Here is an 18,406-nt window from a genome sequence, read left to right on the forward strand (position 1 = left end):
TTGTGCTAAAATATGAAGTAAAAATGAATGATATCGAATACAGGAGGAAAATCTTTTGAAGATTACTTTATTATATGGTGGACGCAGTGCGGAACACGAAGTTTCGATTCTTTCAGCGTTTTCCGTTTTAAATGCTATTTATTATGCTTATTATCAAGTACAGCTCGTATTTATTAGTAAAGACGGACAATGGGTCAAAGGCCCGTTGTTGACTGAAAAACCTACAAGTGAAGAAGAATTGCACTTGACGTGGGACCCAAGTGGGAAAATGACAGAAGGATTTACGGGTACTGTCATCAATCCAGGAGAGATCAAAGAAGAAGGAAACATCGTCTTCCCAGTTCTTCACGGTCCAAATGGCGAGGATGGCACGATCCAAGGATTCTTAGAAACCTTGAATATGCCTTACGTCGGTGCGGGTGTACTGACAAGTGCTTGTGCCATGGATAAGATCATGACAAAATATATTTTACAAGCAGCCGGTGTACCGCAAGTACCTTATGTTCCAGTTTTGAAGAATCAATGGAAAGAAAATCCTAAAAAGGTATTTGACCAATGTGAAGGCTCATTGCTTTATCCGATGTTCGTGAAGCCAGCAAATATGGGATCAAGCGTGGGGATCACTAAGGCTGAAAATCGAGAAGAATTACAGAATGCCTTAGCAACAGCTTACCAATACGATTCACGTGCCATCGTTGAACAAGGAATCGAAGCACGGGAGATCGAAGTCGCTGTTTTAGGGAATGAAGACGTCCGCACGACCTTGCCTGGTGAAGTGGTAAAAGACGTGGCATTTTACGATTATGATGCGAAGTACATCAATAATCGCATCGAGATGCAGATTCCAGCAGAAGTACCAGAAGAAGTCCATCAAAAAGCACAAGAGTACGCAAAATTAGCGTATACGATGTTAGGTGGAAGTGGCTTGAGCCGTTGTGATTTCTTCTTGACGAATAAAAATGAATTATTCCTTAATGAATTAAATTCAATGCCTGGATTTACAGCATTCAGCATGTACCCCTTGCTATGGGAAAATATGGGCTTGAAATACGGTGACTTGATTGAAGAGTTGATCCAATTAGGCTTGAACCGTCATAATCAAAGACAAAGTTTCTTTGACTAATTGAAACGTAATCAGCACAAGTATGAATGTGTCGAAGTAGTATGTATAGCAAAATAAAGGTTGTGGATGATCATCTGGTACTGATTGAAAGCGAAAGATTTTTACTATTCGACGCTATCAGTATTGGCGATTTTCACCACCTTTTTTGTTCCTATTCCTATAGGACTACTGGTCTAAATCGAAAGGACAGAGAATGGATGAACATAACAATACAAGAAATTGCTCAAGCAGTTGGCAGTCATCATGAGTCAACCCAATCAATCACAGGAGTAGAATTTGATAGCCGCAAAATCAAAGAAGGCGATTTGTTCGTTCCTTTAGCTGGCACAAGAGATGGGCATGAATTTATTGAACAAGCTATCGCAAATGGGGCAGTTGCTTCTTTTTGGAGTTGGGCAGCCGAAAAGGCACCAGAGGGGATCGAGATCATACCAGTTTCTGATCCTTTAAAAGCAATGCAAGAGTTGGCGCAGTATTATTTAAAAAAAGTTGGGGCGGATGTAGTGGCTGTTACCGGTAGTAATGGGAAGACGACCACAAAGGATCTAACAGCTTCTGTCTTAGCGCAAGGATATAAAACTTATAAAACACAAGGAAATTACAATAATAATATTGGCATGCCTTATACGATCTTGCATATGCCTCAGGATACTGAAAAAATCGTTTTAGAAATGGGAATGGATCATGCCAATGAAATTACGGAACTCTCGTTGCTGGCACAACCAAAAGTTGCAGCAATCACGATGATCGGTGAGGCTCATATCGAGAATTTAGGGTCACGAGAAGGTATCGCCAAAGCAAAAATGGAAATTGCTGACGGGTTGCTACCAGACGGATTATTGATCGTACCGAATAATGAACCATTGTTAGAACCGTTGGTTGCTCCATTGTCTCAAAAAATCAAGACGTTTGGAATCGAACAAGGCGATATTTCTGCACAACAAATCATCGAAGAAAAGCAACAAACGACATTTATCGTTGAAGGCGAATCATTCACGATCCCTTTACCTGGTAAGTATAATGTGACGAACGCGCTGATTGCTTATGCGATCGGGCAGTTTTTCGGGTTGTCTCTGTCGGAAATCCGACGAGGTCTAGCAACTGTCTCAGTGACACAAAATCGAACAGAATGGCTGACTGCTGGAAATGGGGCAGCGATCTTAAGTGATGTTTATAATGCCAATCCTACAGCCATGGGATTAGTCTTAGATACTGTAGCAAGCCTCCCAGCAGCGGGACGAAAACTTGCCGTTTTAGCCGATATGTTGGAGCTAGGAGTAGACTCGCCTCTCATGCATGCTTCAATGAGTGAACATATTTCTTCAGACATCTTCTCGATGATCTTTTTGTATGGAAAAGAAATGCAGGCGTTAAAAGATGCTTTGGCTCAGAAATATCCTGATTTGCCGGTTTATTATACCGAAGAAAATAAAGAGCAATTGATTGCAGCGGTGATTGCTGAGATCCAGCCAGATGACACGATTGTACTAAAAGGTAGTAATAGTATGGGCTTGATTGAAGTGGTCGAACGACTACAAGAAATGAAATAAAAACTGTAAACTTGCAGAAAACAATAAATTATGCTAGAATAACCTATTGCCGAAAGATGAAGAGAAATTGGACTGGCTTGATGATGAAATGCGAAAGCCAGATGTCATAACAATGATAAAGCTGAACGCGACCCGTTTGGCTTTTCTAATGCCTAAACTTCGCAAAGTGATTTTTCGGTGGTGCCACAGGGGCTAAGAATGGATGGGAAACGTGCGTGGCCACTGTCAAAAAAGCAACAGACACTTTGACCGAACAAAAGACGGGGTAGCAAACTATAGCTACATCCTCAGTTAACAACCATATAGGAGGATTCATTTGAAATTTAAAGAACTAGAATTATCACCAGAATTATTAAAATCAGTAGAACGTGCAGGATTTGAAGAAGCAACACCGATCCAATCAGAAACGATCCCACTAGCCTTGGAAGGCAAAGATGTGATTGGACAAGCACAAACAGGAACAGGTAAAACTGCTGCGTTTGGCTTACCGATGTTAGAGAAAATCGATGCAAATCGTCAAGAACTACAAGGATTGGTTATTGCACCAACACGTGAATTAGCGATCCAAACACAAGAAGAACTTTATCGTTTAGGACGTGACAAACGTGTCCGTGTCCAAGCTGTCTATGGTGGCGCCGATATCGGTCGCCAAATCCGTGGATTGAAAGACCGTCCACATATCGTCGTTGGTACACCGGGTCGTATGTTAGACCATATCAACCGTCACACATTGAAACTTGGAACAGTTGAAACATTAGTATTAGATGAAGCAGACGAAATGTTGAACATGGGCTTCTTAGAAGATATTGAAAGTATTATCTCTAAAGTACCAGACCAACGTCAAACACTATTGTTCTCAGCAACAATGCCACCAGCAATCAAAAACATCGGTGTGAAATTCATGAAAGATCCAACACACGTGAAAATCAAAACCAAAGAAATGACTGCTGATTTGATCGATCAATACTATGTACGCGCAAAAGAATACGAAAAATTCGATGTGATGACTCGCTTGCTCGATGTACAATCACCAGAATTAACGATCGTCTTCGGACGTACAAAACGTCGTGTAGATGAATTAGCTCGTGGTTTAGAAGCTCGTGGCTATCGTGCAGAAGGTATCCATGGCGACCTTTCCCAACAAAAACGTATGAGCGTATTACGTTCATTCAAGAGTGGTCATTTAGATATTTTAGTTGCTACAGACGTAGCTGCCCGTGGTTTAGATATCTCAGGAGTTACTCATGTATACAACTATGATATCCCACAAGACCCAGAAAGCTATGTTCACCGTATCGGTCGTACTGGTCGTGCAGGTAAAGGTGGTATGTCAGTAACTTTCGTTACACCAAACGAAATGGGTTACTTACATGTTATTGAAAACTTAACGAAAAAACGTATGACAACTTTACGTCCACCGACTGAAAAAGAAGCATTCAAAGGACAACTAGGCGCTGCTATTGAACAAATCGAAGAAAAACTTGAAGAGAATGGCTTAGATAAATATCTGCAAACTGCGGATAAATTATTGGAAGAATACTCTGCTCAAGATTTAGTCGCTTTATTGTTGAAAACAATAGCCAAAGATCCATCAGATGCAACACCAGTAAAAATCACACCAGAACGTCCATTGCCTATGCAGAAAAAAGGCTACAACAAAAATGGTAAACGTGGTGGCGGAAGTGGCGGCGGAAACAACCGTAATCGTCGTGATAATGGCAACTACCGTGGCAACAAAAATTCAAAAGGTAGCGGTAGCTACAGCAAAAACCATAACAAACAAAAAGACAATGGTGGAAAACGCACAAACGACAAAAAACGTGGTTTCGTGATCCGCACGAACAACGACTAATCCACATGTAAAGTGGTGGTCTTAGAAGGACCATCCGAATAAGCCCGTCAGATCCAAAAATAGCTTACCTATTTTTGGCCTTGGCGGGCTTATTTTGTATTGTTTATTTGGCAATGATAGATAATGAAAAAAACAAACATACTCTCTCTTTCATTACATAAAGAAGTAGAGATCATAGGGTAAAAACCTACTAATAATGGGAAGTCTAAGAGTATTAAGTATAAATTTAACGTAGTTCCTCTTTTTAGTAGGTAATTTAGATAACTTTAATAAAAATGTTATTTAAAAAAATAAAATATTTAGCTTTTTTAGGATATAGCAACAAATTTTTGTTTTTTTTGTTTATTAAGTAAAAATAATTTCTTTTTTTATGCGTGATCCATGGTAAATTAGAATTAATACCAATAAAATGATTTTATAAACAAACAAGGCGGAAAATGATTTATATATCAGCTGTTTTTCGAATTGTAAGTCTTATTTTTTTGAAAAACGTTCGTAAAAAAGAAATGAAGTGACTTGAACTGTTTTCTTTGCATCAGAGATTTTTATCAATCAATTCTCAATGGTTTTTTATTGGAGAAAATGAAGAAGTGGGTTTTCACTAGGAAACAACTTTCATTTTTGTTATTTCTAGACTTATTGGTGGTAAATTGTCTAAAATTTGGTAGAATTAGAGTGTTCTAAAATTTTTTGAAAAGAGAATCGTGTATGATAAAAGGGATTGGGATTGATGCAGTTGAACTGTCGAGGATTGCTAAGATCATTAAAGAAAAGCAAAACTTTATTGATCGTGTACTGACACCAAGTGAAATCGAAATGTTTCGTTTGCTGCCATTTCATCGTCAGGTTGAGTTTTTAGGCGGTCGTTATGCATGTAAAGAAGCTTTTTCAAAGGCTTGGGGAACAGGGATCGGTAAAGTTACCTTTCAAGAGATCGAAATTTTAAAAAATGGATCAGGACAACCAATTGTAACGAAATCTCCACATGAAGGAGCAGTCTGGGTCAGCATCACACATACAGACGAGTTAGCTTTTGCACAGATTATTTTAGAAGACTAGAAAGAAGGAAGAACAATGGTTATTGCTTGGCATCGTCCGACAAAAGCAATTGTACATAAACAGGCAATTACAGAAAATGTAGCAAATGAAATAGCTCGATTGAATGGGAAAGAATTGTTTGCTGTTGTCAAAGCAGATGGTTACGGTCATGGAGCAATCGAAACAGCAGAAGCTGCAAAAAAAGGTGGAGCTTCTGGTTTTTGCGTAGCTACTTTAGATGAGGGAATCGAGCTGAGAGAGGCAGGTTTCACACAACCTATTCTTGTATTGAATATGGTTCCGATCGATGCGTTGACACTTGCAGTCATCCACGATCTATCTATTACTGCGGGAATAAAAGAATGGTTGGAAGCTGCGGCTACTTATATAGCAGAACGACATCTAGAATATTTATTGAAATTGCATTTGAAAGTCGATACCGGAATGGGAAGAATTGGCTTTCTCAATAGTGCAGAAGTGAATGAGGCAGTGGAAATCATCCAGGATAGTCCCAATTTAGAATGGGAAGGGATCTATACTCATTTTTCTACAGCAGATCAAGCAGATACCACCTATTGGGAACAGCAGAACCAAAAATTCAGTGAGATCATCGAAAGTCTACCTACTTTACCAAGATATGTCCACAGCAGTAATAGTGCTACTGCATTATGGCACGAAAAAGCTACAGGCAATATGATCCGCTATGGGGTAGCAATGTATGGCTTGAATCCATCCGGTCACGCGTTAGCGGAAGTGTATCCCCTACAACCAGCGCTTGAACTTGTATCTGAATTGATCCAAGTGAAAGAGTTGCCAGCAGGAGAAGGTGTAGGTTATGGAAAAACCTATACGACTTCAGCTTCAGAATGGATCGGAACTGTACCAATCGGTTACGCAGATGGTTGGTTACGGAAAATGCAAGGTTTCTCATTATTAGTGGAGGGGAATTATTGTGAGATCATTGGTCGTGTATGCATGGATCAATTGATGATCCGTCTGCCCTATCAAATGCCAGTAGGAACTAAAGTTACGTTGATTGGGGAAAATCAACAGGCTAAAATCACAATGCAAGATGTAGCAGATCAATTGGGTACGATCCATTACGAAGTCGCATGTGTGCTAGGGCCCCGCATACCTAGAGAATATCAAGAGTGAGGAGAGGCGTATGGTAAAAAGAGGAGATATTTATTTTGCTGATCTTTCTCCGGTGGTAGGATCAGAACAAGGTGGGACAAGACCGGTCTTAGTGATTCAGAACAATTTAGGTAATCATTTTAGTCCAACGGTCATCGTAGCAGCAATTACTGCGAAAATGGCGAAACCTAAATTGCCCACACATATAGGAATCAAAGCGACCGGAACAGGGATCGAAAGAGACTCAGTCATTTTACTTGAACAAATCAGAACGATTGATAAGTCCAGATTAAAAGAAAAAGTCTGTCATTTGGAACGATCGATCATGTTAGATGTCGATCGTGCATTAAAAATCAGTGTTGGTATCGAAGCGCTTGTCCCAGTGTCAAAATAAAAGACAAAAACAGCACGCTTATACATAAAAAATAGCACCGTGTGTTTAGTCAATCATTGCGCGATTCAGCGCTTGGCAACAACAAAAAAGAGGAACTTCAATGGTCTGGGACATTCGTCCTATCGCACCACCTAAAACCGAATAAACGGCGGGAACAGAAGTAACCTCTTCGAAAATAAGGCGCCATCCACAAAAATTTGAAAAATAATTTTCGTGGATGGTGCCTTATTTCTCGAAGCTAAACATTTTGATCCCGACCTCTGGCTGTCGTGCCTTTTTTTGTTTGTGTGGTTCAGTTTTGCCGGATTTTCCAGTTCTATCGGAAGATATGGTTTATAAAATAACAATATATATATTGAAAATAAGGTTATAATTTTATGAGTAACCAATTTAGACATTTTTTTAGAAACTATGGTAAGCTTTTTATAACAGATTTATTTGACTACACATAAAAAATTTATCGGGATGCTACATTTGATAGTGGACTAGTGGATAAAAGAAGATTAATTATTTATTAAGCAAAAGATGACAACATTCGGACAGTTTGATTTAACTGTCAAAAAATTAGTTGCTGGATTGAAAATAGGATTGAAAATCGTATGGTTTTCATGATAAAGTGATGCAGCTGAAACAAAAAAAGGTGATGAATATGAAATCAATAAAAAATACAATAAACTTATATTTACTTGATTGGAAACGAATTTTTAAAAATCCTGTTGCGACTCTCTTGATCATCGCAATTATGATCATTCCTTCATTATATGCTTGGTTCAATATCAAAGCATTATGGGACCCTTATGGCAATACAGGGGAATTACCGATTGCTGTTTATAGTGCAGACAAGCCGGCTGAGTTTGAAGGACAAGACGTTGCCATCGGAAAAGAAGTACTGAAATCATTACATGAAAATAAAGATTTAGGTTGGCAGTTTGTTGACTCTAAAAAAGAATTAGAAGACGGTGTACGGTCTGGGGAGTATTATGCTGGTATCTATTTGCCAGAGAATTTCTCGGAGGATTTATTAAGCTTTACGAGTGGTGATATCAAAAAGCCGGAAATTGAATATACAGTCAATGAAAAAATCAATGCCATTGCACCAAAAATCACAGATAAAGGTGCATCTACGATCCAATCACAAATCTCCAGTGAATTTATTCGGACGGCGAGCGAAACTTTACTAAAAGTCTTTAATGAAATTGGGTACGATATCGATACAAATCTGGTAAGTATCAATAAAGTAAAATCAATGATTTTATCAACAGATGAAAACTTAGATACGATCGATGGCTATACCCAACAAGTACTTGATCTACAAAAACAACTACCAGATATCAAAGACAAATTAGCGAAAGCAAATGAATTTGTTGATTATCTCCCAGAAGTGGATGAGATGGGACAAAAGGTCGTTGAATTGAACGATAAAATGCCAGAATTAAAGGAACAAGCCAAAATCATTCTTGACCTTCAACAAAAAATCCCGGAGATCCAAGATGCTGGACGACAAATTGCTGAAATCGACAACGATTTTTCATCAATCGAAGAAACGATGAATCAAGGGATCGAGGAAGCAAAACAAGGATTGACCATCATCCAACAAGTCCAAGACATCTTACCTGATGTGAAAAATTTAGAATCACAAGCGAAGAATCTCGCAGAGGATACCAAAACGGGCGCTGAACAATTAAAAGAAGCAGTACCAGGTATCACGACAAGCGTGAAGACGACGTTAGATTCGATTGGGCAAGTAGCGACCACAACAGGTTCATTAGCGAAAACAATCGAAAATGCTGTCAAAGATGGGCAATTGACAGATGATGAAAAAACGAATATCAATAACTTGTTAACTAATTTTATCAACAGTATTAATGAGCAACAACAAGCAACTGACAAGTTGATTTCATTTTTGGAAGATTTACAAGCCAACGCTGGTAATACAAAACTACAACCTATTATTGATACATTGAAGAGTGTTAAACCAGTATTAACTGATTTACAAAATCGTTTAACACGATTAAATGAAGCTGTTCAAGCAGGAGATGTTTCTCAAGTTACTAGCCTTTTAGAAGAAGTACAAGCTGCTGCTAATTCTGTCAACAGATTGATCAGTAGTATCAATGTAAATGAAGTCAGCACCACCGTTGAATCAATCTTGACTCAAGTGATCGATACGATCAGTACGGCGCAAGGTGCGTTGAGTAAAGCAGATCAAATCGACTTTGATTCGCTATTAAATTCAACCAAAGCAACCGTGACAAATGCGGTGGCGATCTTAGAGAAATATCAAAAAGAAATGCCTGCAATCGGTCAAGAGGTCCATGATGCAAATACGATGCTAAATGGTAATATGGAAACGATCGTAAATGGAATCAATAAGGGAGCTGACCTATACAATAACGACTTACCTGTATTAGAAGAGAAACTTGGTTTAGCTGCTGATTTTATCCAAAATGATTGGCCAACGATCAAAAATGAAATCAATACCACAATGACCACCGTCAACGATAAAATGCCAGAAGTCGAAACAGCAGTGAATGCTGCGGCAGACTTGATCACGAACGACTGGCCAAACATCAAAGCTGGTATCCAAAAAGCCGCAGACACGATCCGTAAAGGAGAAGAAGAGGTTGATCTTGGGGAAGTCATCAAACTCTTGAAATTAGATGCGACAAAGGAAAGTGAATTCTTTACGATGCCTGTGGAACTGCAAACTAATTCGTTGTATCCAATCCCTAATAATGGATCAGCAAGTACACCGTTCTATACTGCGCTATGTTTGTGGGTAGGTGCGGTCTTACTTTCAAGTGTCGCTACAACAGATTATTATTTAGATAAAAAAGCGCGTAAAAACTATACAAAACGGGAACAGTTTGGCGCCCGCATGTTGACCTTCTTGACGATGGCGATCGCTCAAAGCTTGATCGTTACTTTAGGGAACATGTTCTTGCTTGGTGTGTATGTAGTGAATCCAGTTTACAGTGTACTGTTTGCTGTTTTGATTGCTTTGTCATTTATGATGATCGTCTATGTTTTAGCAGCACTGTTTGACAATGTCGGCAAAGGGATAGCCATCATTATTCTTGTCTTGTCCATATCTGGTGGTGGTGGGAACTATCCAATTCAAGTTTCAGGGAAATTTTTCCAAATGATCAATCCTTTCTTGCCATTTACTCATGCAGTCAACCTCTTACGTGAATCAGCTGGTGGTATCTATTGGCCAAATGCGCTACATGCGATTTTGATATTAGTCGGCATATTTATTGTCGTAGGAATCGTTGGTACAGTATCCTATCCATTTGTAAGTGAAAAAATGAAGAAATTCAAAGAAGCTGCGCATGAAAGTCGAATCTTCCACTAGAAACGTGATGCCATCTATTCGTTTCTCGTAAAGGTTTGAAGTCTCAGTTTTTAAGTGAAGACGAGTTTAGGATAACGTTATTTTCCTAAGCTCGTCTTTTTTCTATACCAGAGAAAGCAAGTGGTTTAATTATGGAAATCACTCTAAAAATGAATTAAAAAAATATGGGGATTTTCTATCGATATTTTTCCCGAATTTTGTTGACATTTAAAGGTCAAGGGCGTACTATAACATCTTGTTTACTATAAAAAATGACACCTGTAATTCGTAGGGGAAAAGGTGTGTAAAGGAGCATAGAAATTGGATTACTTAAAAAGGTTGTTAGTAGGGAAGCCGTTGAAGTCGGCGGAAAACGACGAGCATAAATTAACAAGGTTTGCTGCGTTAGCACTACTATCTTCCGATGCGTTGTCATCGATTGCGTACGGAACAGAACAAATCGTTGTGGTATTAGTGGCGTTGTCTGCTGCTGCGATCTGGTATTCATTGCCAATTGCTGCATTTGTTATTATTTTATTGATTTCATTAACTCTTTCTTATCGGCAGATCATTCACGCATATCCACACGGGGGTGGGGCTTACGTTGTTAGTAGTGAGAACCTCGGTAAAAATGCTGGACTGATTTCGGGCGGGTCTTTATTGATCGATTATATGCTGACTGTTGCGGTTTCCGTCTCAGCCGGTGCAGAGGCGATTACTTCTGCTATACCAGCTCTATATGGGCATCAAGTAGCGATTTCAGTGACTATCGTCCTCTTGTTGATGATGTTGAACTTACGTGGACTGAGAGAGTCAGCTTCGTTTTTACTATTCCCAGTCTATACATTTATTCTCGTCATCTCCTTATTGATTGTCGTTGGTTTGTTTAATATTGTGACTGGGGCAGTACCATTACAAGCAACAGCATTGCCTGGTGCAGTTGTCCCTGGGGTTTCCGTCGCATTGATCTTACGGGCTTTTTCTTCTGGTTCTTCTTCATTGACTGGTGTAGAGGCAATCAGTAATGCAGTACCGTTCTTCAAAAAGCCACGGGCGAAAAACGCAGCGATGACCTTGACGATGATGGCATTGATCTTAGGATTCTTTTTTGTAGGGATCACGTTTATCAACTATTGGTATGGAATCGTTCCTGAAAAAGAAGTAACTGTTCTTTCCCAAATCGGACAAGCTGTTTTTGGACATGGGATCTTGTATTATATCTTGCAATTTGCGACAGCTTTGATTTTGGCAGTGGCAGCAAATACAGGGTTTTCTGCCTTTCCAGTATTAGCCTATAACTTAGCAAAAGATAAATTCATGCCTCATATGTACCAAGATCGTGGTGATCGTTTAGGGTACTCAAATGGGATCATCACGCTTGCATTAGGGTCGATTGTGCTATTGTTTATTTTCAATGGCTCTACTGAACGATTGATTCCATTGTATTCCATTGGTGTATTTATCCCCTTTGCATTATCGCAAACAGGAATGGTCATCAAATGGAAAAAAGAAGGCAAAAAGTGGTGGACGAAATCAATTGCGAATATTACGGGTGCATTTATCTCTTATGCCATCATTGCAATTTTATTTGTTTACCGCTTAGGGGATATTTGGCCGTTCTTCATCATCATGCCAATCGTCATGTTCGTCTTCTATAAAATTCATGATCATTATAAAAAAGTAGCAGAACAACTTCGATTAGAAGACGAAGTAAACTTACACGAGTATGAAGGAAATACGGTTTTGGTACTTGTAGGGAACGTTACGCGGGTAAATACCGGAGCGTTGAATTATGCGCGTTCGATTGGTGATTATGTTGTTGCTATGCACGTTTCATTAGATGAGGATATCGAAAAGGAAAAAGAGATCCAAGCAGAATTTAAAAAGCATTTTCCAGATGTTCGTCTTTCAATCGTCCATTCTTCTTATCGGTCGATTCAAAATCCGATTTTGCGTTATGTGGACATAGTCAGCAAGAATGCTGCAAAACAAAATTATACGACGACCGTATTGATTCCACAGTTTGTACCAAATCGCAGATGGCAGAATATCTTGCATAATCAGACGAGTCTGAGATTGCGTTTACGTCTTTCTTGGCGTGAAAATATCGTCGTAAGTACGTATAGTTATCATTTGAAAAAATAATTACATGATAGCGAGTAACAATTTTTGACCTTAGAACAGCACTTTGGTGTTCTAAGGTTTTTTTATAGTTACATGAAATTGGGTTGGGTATTCAATTTTACGAAAAATGTATTCACGTTGTATTTATATTATGATGATAATAGATAGAATGGAGGGCGAAGATTATGAAGACTAGGAAACAAGGTAATGCGATTGTTTTAACTGTACCTACTAAATTTGGCATAGAAGAAAATGTTGAGTATAGTGCTGTTAAGGGAGAAGACGATACAATCACGTTTATAAAAAAGAAAAAAAATATTTTTGATGAAGCATTTGAAAATGATGAAACAATTGATGCACGTGCTGGTTTTCCTGAGGATTCACTGGTAGGAAAGGAAATTATTTAATGGCATATACTATTAATGGCTATACGCCTAAACAAGGCGATTTTGTGATTATTAATTTCAATCCCAGTATAGGTAGAGAGATTAAAAAAAGAAGACCTGCAATTGTTGTCAGTGCGAACCATTATAATGCAGTAACAGGAATGTGTGCGGTTTGTCCAATTACTGATACGAAATATAAAAACCATATTGCATTAGATAAGAGGCATAAACTACAAGGATATATCAATCCTTTTTAAATCAAAATATTTGATTTTATGGAAAAGCAGAGAAATATACGCTTCGTAGAGAAAGCCACTCTGGCTGAATTAGGTGAAGTGGCGCAAATCATTGATATGGTGTTTGATTTTTCGTCATTATTGTCAGAGTGAGTAGCAACTCATTTATTTATAGTTTATGTAGAACTGTACATACCAGAAGATTCAGTCAATGACTATCTATATGAATTTCAAATAAAAAAACACCACCAAATCAAGAATTTATTTCTTGAACTGGTGGTGTTTTCAACTATTTAAAAATAGAAATCCATTGGGTTCAATATGGATTCTCTATGTTCGTCATCTTGAATGCTTTGCCGCAGGGTCTAAACGGCGTTCGATGATCCCTAAGACCCAGTCGGTGATGATTGCCATGAAGGCTGTTGGCAAGGCTCCAGCTAAGATGATCGACGTACCATCTGTGGCATTTGTCCCACGAATGATGATGTCTCCTAGTCCGCCAGCTCCGACGAAGGCACCGATGGCGGTGATCCCGATGGCAACGACTAAAGCATTTCTAATGCCTGCCATAATGACTGACACAGATAGCGGTAGTTCTACCATAAAGAGACGTTGGCTGGCTGTCATCCCCATCCCTTTACCGACATCAAGGATATTTTTGTCGACTTGGATCATTCCAGTGTACGTGTTCTTGATGATCGGCAATAGCGAATACAAGAACACCGTGACGATCACGACATTGACCCCTAAACCTAAACCAATCATCAAAATCGAAACCATCGCTAAAGAAGGAATCGTTTGGATGATATTTGTAAAACGGATCACCCAATTGGCTAACTTACGTTTTCGTGAAATGAGAATACCAACGGGGATACCGACGATTGCTGCAAAAAGTACGCCATAGATCGAAATGAGAAAGTGACGTAGGAACTGTGAAAAGACATACGTACCATTCTCTTGAAAATAATAAATAAATTGTTCAAGCCAATTCATGTTTTCCATCATCGTCACTCCCCTCCAAAGTATTGGTTTTCTTTTAAAAAGCGTTCTGCGACGACAGAAGGCTCAACCAAATTATTGTCTGCTTCATAGTTCAATTGTTGCATTTTTTCAGTGCTGATCGTATTCCTTAATTTTGTTAATGCTTCTGCTAAACCCGGCGTATCTTTTAATAGTTGATTATCTACAACCGGTGCAGCGTCATAAGGTGGGAAAAAACTCAAGTCATCTTCTAGCATGACTAGATCATAACTAGCAATACGTCCGTCTGTCGAATAACCTAAAACGATATCCATTCTCCCAGCTTCTACAGCGTCATAGACTAGACCGATCTGCATAGGCAAGATGGAATCAAATGAAAAGCCATATGTTTCTTTGAAGCCGTCATAGCCATCTCCTTTACGATTGATCCAGGAAGTATCCACTCCAGCGACAAGCTCATCGGCGACATTTTTCAAGTCACTGACTTTCTTTAAATTGTATTTTTCCGCAGTATCTTTGCGAACAAGAAAAACGTAGGTGTTCTCGAACCCATAAGAAGGAAACCAGGTTTGATCATACCTTTTTTCAAATTCACGTTTTACGATATCAAATGCTTTTTCAGGATCTTTCTCAGGCGGTAAATTAAGGGTAGTAGTCAAATCCGTCCCTGTATAGCGAGCGGCAGAAATAGACGCGTCGCCGTTCATCATTGCTTGATGATTGATCGTCGTCGTTGCTAAGTTATTGATGATCGTCGTATTTTTTTCCGTATAGTGTTCAACCATCCCAGCAACGATACTGGCAATGATCTGAGCTTCAGAAGTGATCCCACCGGTGATAGAAATCGTATCTTCATCAGTATTACTTGCCAATCCTGGGAAGGAGCAACTTGCAAGTAATAAGACGGTCAATACGAGAACGACACTATTTCTGATTCGTTTCATTCGTCATTCTCCTCCCTCAATGCGATCGGAGTTAACCGATTCTCCAATAGTCCTAATAAGAAATCTGCAAGCAATGCTAAGATCGTTACAGGGATCGTTCCAGCGAAAATCAAATCGGGTTGATAATTATTCAAACCGCTAAAAATCAAATCGCCTAGCCCGCCTGCGCCGATGTAAGAGGCGAGGGTTGCCCATGCAATCACATAGACTGCTGCTAACCGGATACCTGCCATGATCGTCGGCATAGCGATCGGCAATTCGACAGAAAAAATCGATTGGATATTTGTCATTCCCATGCCTTTTGCGACATCGCGGTAATTCCAATCCACATTTTTCATCCCAATATAGGTATTTCTTAAAATAGGTAAAAGGGAATAGATAAATAGGGCAATGATTGCAGGCAATTTACCGACACCGAATAAAGGAATCATAAGTGCTAATAGGGCAAGAGAAGGGACTGTTTGTAACGCACTGGTCAGTCCAATAACAATCGTTGCGACTTTAGGAAAACGCGTCAAAAGAACACCTAAAGGAACAGCAACGGCAATCCCGATGACCAATGCAATTGCTGAAATATAGAGATGTTCGAGACTTTTTGAGAGGATCTCAGCGCCATGTTGTTGAAAAAATTCGGCCATTGGTTAAACCTCCTTTGTTTCAGATGGCGTACCAATTGCATCAGTAAGCGATGGTTCTTCGCCCCAGATCACGTCATAGACGATGTCGACAAGAGAGGCTCGAGTTAAAATACCAACGACTTTATTTTGTTCATCAACTACTGGCACATATTTTAAACCACGTTTTAAGATTCGTTGTAAGGTATCACGTAAATAAGCAGATTGTTTTACATAAAAAACATCCTTGTTCAAGATATCGCCAACACTCGAGACTTTTCCACGTTTCTTATCGATTGTTTCAACATCGATAAATCCTTTTAAGGTATTTGAATTATCCGTCACTAAAAGCGTATCGACGCGTTTTTCACGCATCAATTTGATGGCTTCTTGCAATGATTTTTCTGGCGTGATCGTGATGGCTTGGTTCAGCATGACTTCGCCTACTTTTGTGGTATCTGGTTTGGCTTGAAGTAAGCGATCTTCACCGATCAATTCTTCGACAAATTCATTGGCAGGGTGGCGTAAAATATTTTGTGGCGTATCAAATTGAATGACTCTACCTTCACTCATGATCGCGATACGACTGGATAATTTGATTGCTTCATCCATATCATGTGTCACGAAGACGATGGTTTTTCCTAGACGTTCTTGCAGATCCTTGACTAAATCTTGTAAGGAATCTCTTGTGATAGGGTCTAATGCTCCAAAAGGTTCATCCATCAAAATGATGTCTTGATTCGCCGCTAACGCGCGAACGACACCGATACGCTGCTGTTGACCACCAGATAATTCATGTGGGTAACGATCAAGCATTTCACGAGGAAGTTCCACCAGGTCGATCATTTTATCTGCTGTTTTGTTCCGTTCTTCTTGGCTGACCTTCAATAATTTTTGGACAAGAGTGATATTTTCCCGGATCGTCATGTGAGGCATCAAACCGATACTTTGAATCACATAGCCGATTTGTCGTCGGAGTTCAACGGGATTGATTTCTTGGATCGACTTTCCATCAATCAAAATCTGACCTTCTGTCGGGTCTGTCATGCGGTTAAGCATTCGCATCGTAGTGGTTTTTCCGCTACCACTTGTACCGATAAAACAGATGAATTCGCCTTTTTCAAAAGAAATATTGACGTTCTCGACCGCGACTTTTCCACCTTTATAAATTTTTGATACATTCTGAAATTCGATCATCATTGCACCTCTTCTTTTCTTTTCCATAAAGAATGTTCTTATAATAGTATGCCTAAAATAACTAAGGAATACAAATTTGATGATTTATTTACTATACAAATAACTAGACTAGTAGGCGTTTTTTGAAATTATAAATAAAATATAGCTGAAAAGATAACGCAACCAATCATAAATGAATGGAAGGATAAGATTTTTGCTTTTTGGCATTGTCGGCATAAAATGGTAAAATAAAAGGGCCAAACAGAGAAAGTGAGTGACGATATGTTAACAACAGAAGATTTCGATTTTGAGTTACCCGAAGAACTGATTGCCCAAACACCATTAAAAGACCGGGATCATTCCCGATTACTTGTAGTTGACCGTAAGACAGGTGAGATGATGGATAAACATTTCCATGAAATCATTGAGGAATTAAATCCTGGTGATGCGTTAGTGATGAATAATACACGCGTATTGCCTGCGCGCTTATACGGTGAAAAAGTAGAGACGGGTGCCCACTTAGAAGTATTGCTTTTGACCAATACAGAAGGTGACACGTGGGAGACACTGATCAAACCAGCCAAACGTGCCAAAGTAGAGACAGAGATCATTTTTGGTGACGGCCGTTTAAAAGCAGTTGTGAAAGAAGAGCTGGATCATGGTGGACGAATCATTGAGTTTGCCTATGAGGGGATTTTCTTAGAGAATCTAGAAGCGCTTGGCGAAATGCCGTTACCGCCTTATATCAAAGAACGTTTAGAAGATCCAGATCGCTATCAAACTGTCTATGCAGAAGAGAATGGCTCAGCAGCTGCACCAACTGCTGGCTTACATTTCACGACAGAATTATTAGATGAAATCAAAGCAAAAGGCGTGGAGCTTGTGTATTTGACACTGCATGTCGGTCTAGGAACCTTCCGTCCAGTGAGTGTCGATAAAATCGAAGAGCATGAAATGCACAGTGAATTTTATCGTTTGACCGAAGAAGCTGCTACTCGTTTGAATCAAGTTCGCCAAAATGGCGGGAAAATCGTGGCAGTAGGAACGACTTCAATCCGCACATTAGAAACGATTGGTACGAAATTTGATGGGGAGATCAAAGCAGATAGTGGTTGGACTGATATCTTTATTACGCCAGGGTATGAGTTCAAAGTAGTTGAAGCTTTTTCTACGAATTTCCATTTGCCAAAATCCACTTTAGTGATGCTAGTCAGTGCGTTTGCTGGTAGAGAATTAACATTATCAGCTTATCAACATGCCATCGATGAACGTTACCGTTTCTTCAGTTTTGGAGATGCGATGTTTGTAAAGTAACTTTTTAAGATAAAAAAGACCCCGACTCTCGATTAGTCGGGGCTTTTGTGCTTCGGAAGGAAACAAATAAATAGAATTAGTGTAACTTTCCATAGAACATGCAAAGTACGGTGTTGAATTTCTTCTTGATAAACAAAAAATCTTGTTTTCTTTACATCTTCAACAGTTGAATCATCTCTTGTTCCTATTCAATTTTCAGATGTTCA

The 18,406-nt window shown here is 39.2% G+C and carries 15 protein-coding genes; 11 read left to right on the top strand and 4 right to left on the bottom strand.

The genetic code is table 11. The features are described from left to right. Positions 1 to 55: 55 nt before the first annotated feature. From IGJ95_RS01035 to IGJ95_RS01080, 10 genes are all read left to right on the top strand, one after another. Positions 56 to 1,123 carry a D-alanine--D-alanine ligase gene (locus IGJ95_RS01035; protein ID WP_010734355.1) on the top strand — a complete coding sequence of 356 codons (1,068 nt, stop codon included), beginning with the start codon at positions 56 to 58 and terminating at the stop codon, positions 1,121 to 1,123. A gap of 197 nt (positions 1,124 to 1,320) precedes the next feature. After that, positions 1,321 to 2,673, top strand: coding sequence for a UDP-N-acetylmuramoyl-tripeptide--D-alanyl-D-alanine ligase (locus IGJ95_RS01040; protein ID WP_062805855.1), 1,353 nt, complete (start codon positions 1,321 to 1,323; stop codon positions 2,671 to 2,673). Between the two features lie 316 nt (positions 2,674 to 2,989). Then, complete coding sequence (gene cshA / locus IGJ95_RS01045; protein ID WP_010734353.1) at positions 2,990 to 4,525, top strand: degradosome RNA helicase CshA; 1,536 nt, start codon at positions 2,990 to 2,992, stop codon at positions 4,523 to 4,525. Positions 4,526 to 5,233: 708 nt separating this feature from the next. Then, positions 5,234 to 5,584 carry a holo-ACP synthase gene (gene acpS / locus IGJ95_RS01050; protein ID WP_010736606.1) on the top strand — a complete coding sequence of 117 codons (351 nt, stop codon included), beginning with the start codon at positions 5,234 to 5,236 and terminating at the stop codon, positions 5,582 to 5,584. 15 nt (positions 5,585 to 5,599) lie between these two features. Beyond that, positions 5,600 to 6,718 carry an alanine racemase gene (alr, locus tag IGJ95_RS01055; RefSeq protein WP_010736605.1) on the top strand — a complete coding sequence of 373 codons (1,119 nt, stop codon included), beginning with the start codon at positions 5,600 to 5,602 and terminating at the stop codon, positions 6,716 to 6,718. Positions 6,719 to 6,728: 10 nt separating this feature from the next. Continuing rightward, positions 6,729 to 7,091: a type II toxin-antitoxin system PemK/MazF family toxin gene (locus IGJ95_RS01060; protein ID WP_019722700.1), complete on the top strand. Its 363-nt coding sequence runs from the start codon at positions 6,729 to 6,731 to the stop codon at positions 7,089 to 7,091. A gap of 649 nt (positions 7,092 to 7,740) precedes the next feature. Further along, a complete protein-coding gene (locus IGJ95_RS01065; protein WP_062805853.1) occupies positions 7,741 to 10,446 on the top strand; it encodes a YhgE/Pip domain-containing protein in 2,706 nt (901 codons plus the stop codon). 300 nt (positions 10,447 to 10,746) lie between these two features. Continuing rightward, positions 10,747 to 12,570, top strand: a complete 1,824-nt coding sequence (locus IGJ95_RS01070) for an APC family permease (RefSeq protein WP_010736602.1) — start codon at positions 10,747 to 10,749, stop codon at positions 12,568 to 12,570. Between the two features lie 164 nt (positions 12,571 to 12,734). Then, positions 12,735 to 12,956 (top strand): type II toxin-antitoxin system PemI/MazE family antitoxin, encoded by a 222-nt coding sequence (gene mazE / locus IGJ95_RS01075; RefSeq protein WP_010736601.1) that lies wholly within the window; start codon positions 12,735 to 12,737, stop codon positions 12,954 to 12,956. Next, the gene (locus IGJ95_RS01080; protein WP_010736600.1) at positions 12,956 to 13,192 is read left to right on the top strand and encodes a type II toxin-antitoxin system PemK/MazF family toxin; all 237 of its coding nucleotides are present in this window, start codon (positions 12,956 to 12,958) and stop codon (positions 13,190 to 13,192) included. Before mazE ends, IGJ95_RS01080 begins: the two co-directional genes overlap by 1 nt. 318 nt (positions 13,193 to 13,510) lie before the next feature. Here IGJ95_RS01080 and IGJ95_RS01085 read toward each other — a convergent pair whose 3' ends face one another. Genes IGJ95_RS01085 through IGJ95_RS01100 form a run of 4 tightly spaced genes read right to left on the bottom strand, consistent with a single transcriptional unit; the run spans position 13,511 to position 16,907 of the window. Then, complete coding sequence (locus IGJ95_RS01085) at positions 13,511 to 14,173, bottom strand: ABC transporter permease (RefSeq protein WP_062806264.1); 663 nt, start codon at positions 14,171 to 14,173, stop codon at positions 13,511 to 13,513. 5 nt (positions 14,174 to 14,178) lie between these two features. Continuing rightward, positions 14,179 to 15,096: an osmoprotectant ABC transporter substrate-binding protein gene (locus tag IGJ95_RS01090; RefSeq protein WP_096081316.1), complete on the bottom strand. Its 918-nt coding sequence runs from the start codon at positions 15,094 to 15,096 to the stop codon at positions 14,179 to 14,181. Beyond that, the gene (locus IGJ95_RS01095; protein ID WP_010736596.1) at positions 15,093 to 15,734 is read right to left on the bottom strand and encodes an ABC transporter permease; all 642 of its coding nucleotides are present in this window, start codon (positions 15,732 to 15,734) and stop codon (positions 15,093 to 15,095) included. The genes IGJ95_RS01090 and IGJ95_RS01095 overlap by 4 nt, the downstream gene beginning before the upstream one ends. A gap of 3 nt (positions 15,735 to 15,737) precedes the next feature. Further along, complete coding sequence (locus IGJ95_RS01100; protein WP_023518953.1) at positions 15,738 to 16,907, bottom strand: betaine/proline/choline family ABC transporter ATP-binding protein; 1,170 nt, start codon at positions 16,905 to 16,907, stop codon at positions 15,738 to 15,740. Between the two features lie 261 nt (positions 16,908 to 17,168). On the opposite strand from IGJ95_RS01100, the gene queA reads away from it, so the two are divergent. After that, positions 17,169 to 18,200, top strand: coding sequence for a tRNA preQ1(34) S-adenosylmethionine ribosyltransferase-isomerase QueA (gene queA / locus IGJ95_RS01105; protein ID WP_438761247.1), 1,032 nt, complete (start codon positions 17,169 to 17,171; stop codon positions 18,198 to 18,200). Positions 18,201 to 18,406 lie beyond the last annotated feature (206 nt).

It is taken from the genome of Enterococcus sp. AZ156, from assembly GCF_051714165.1.
Lineage (GTDB): Bacteria > Bacillota > Bacilli > Lactobacillales > Enterococcaceae > Enterococcus_B > Enterococcus_B pernyi.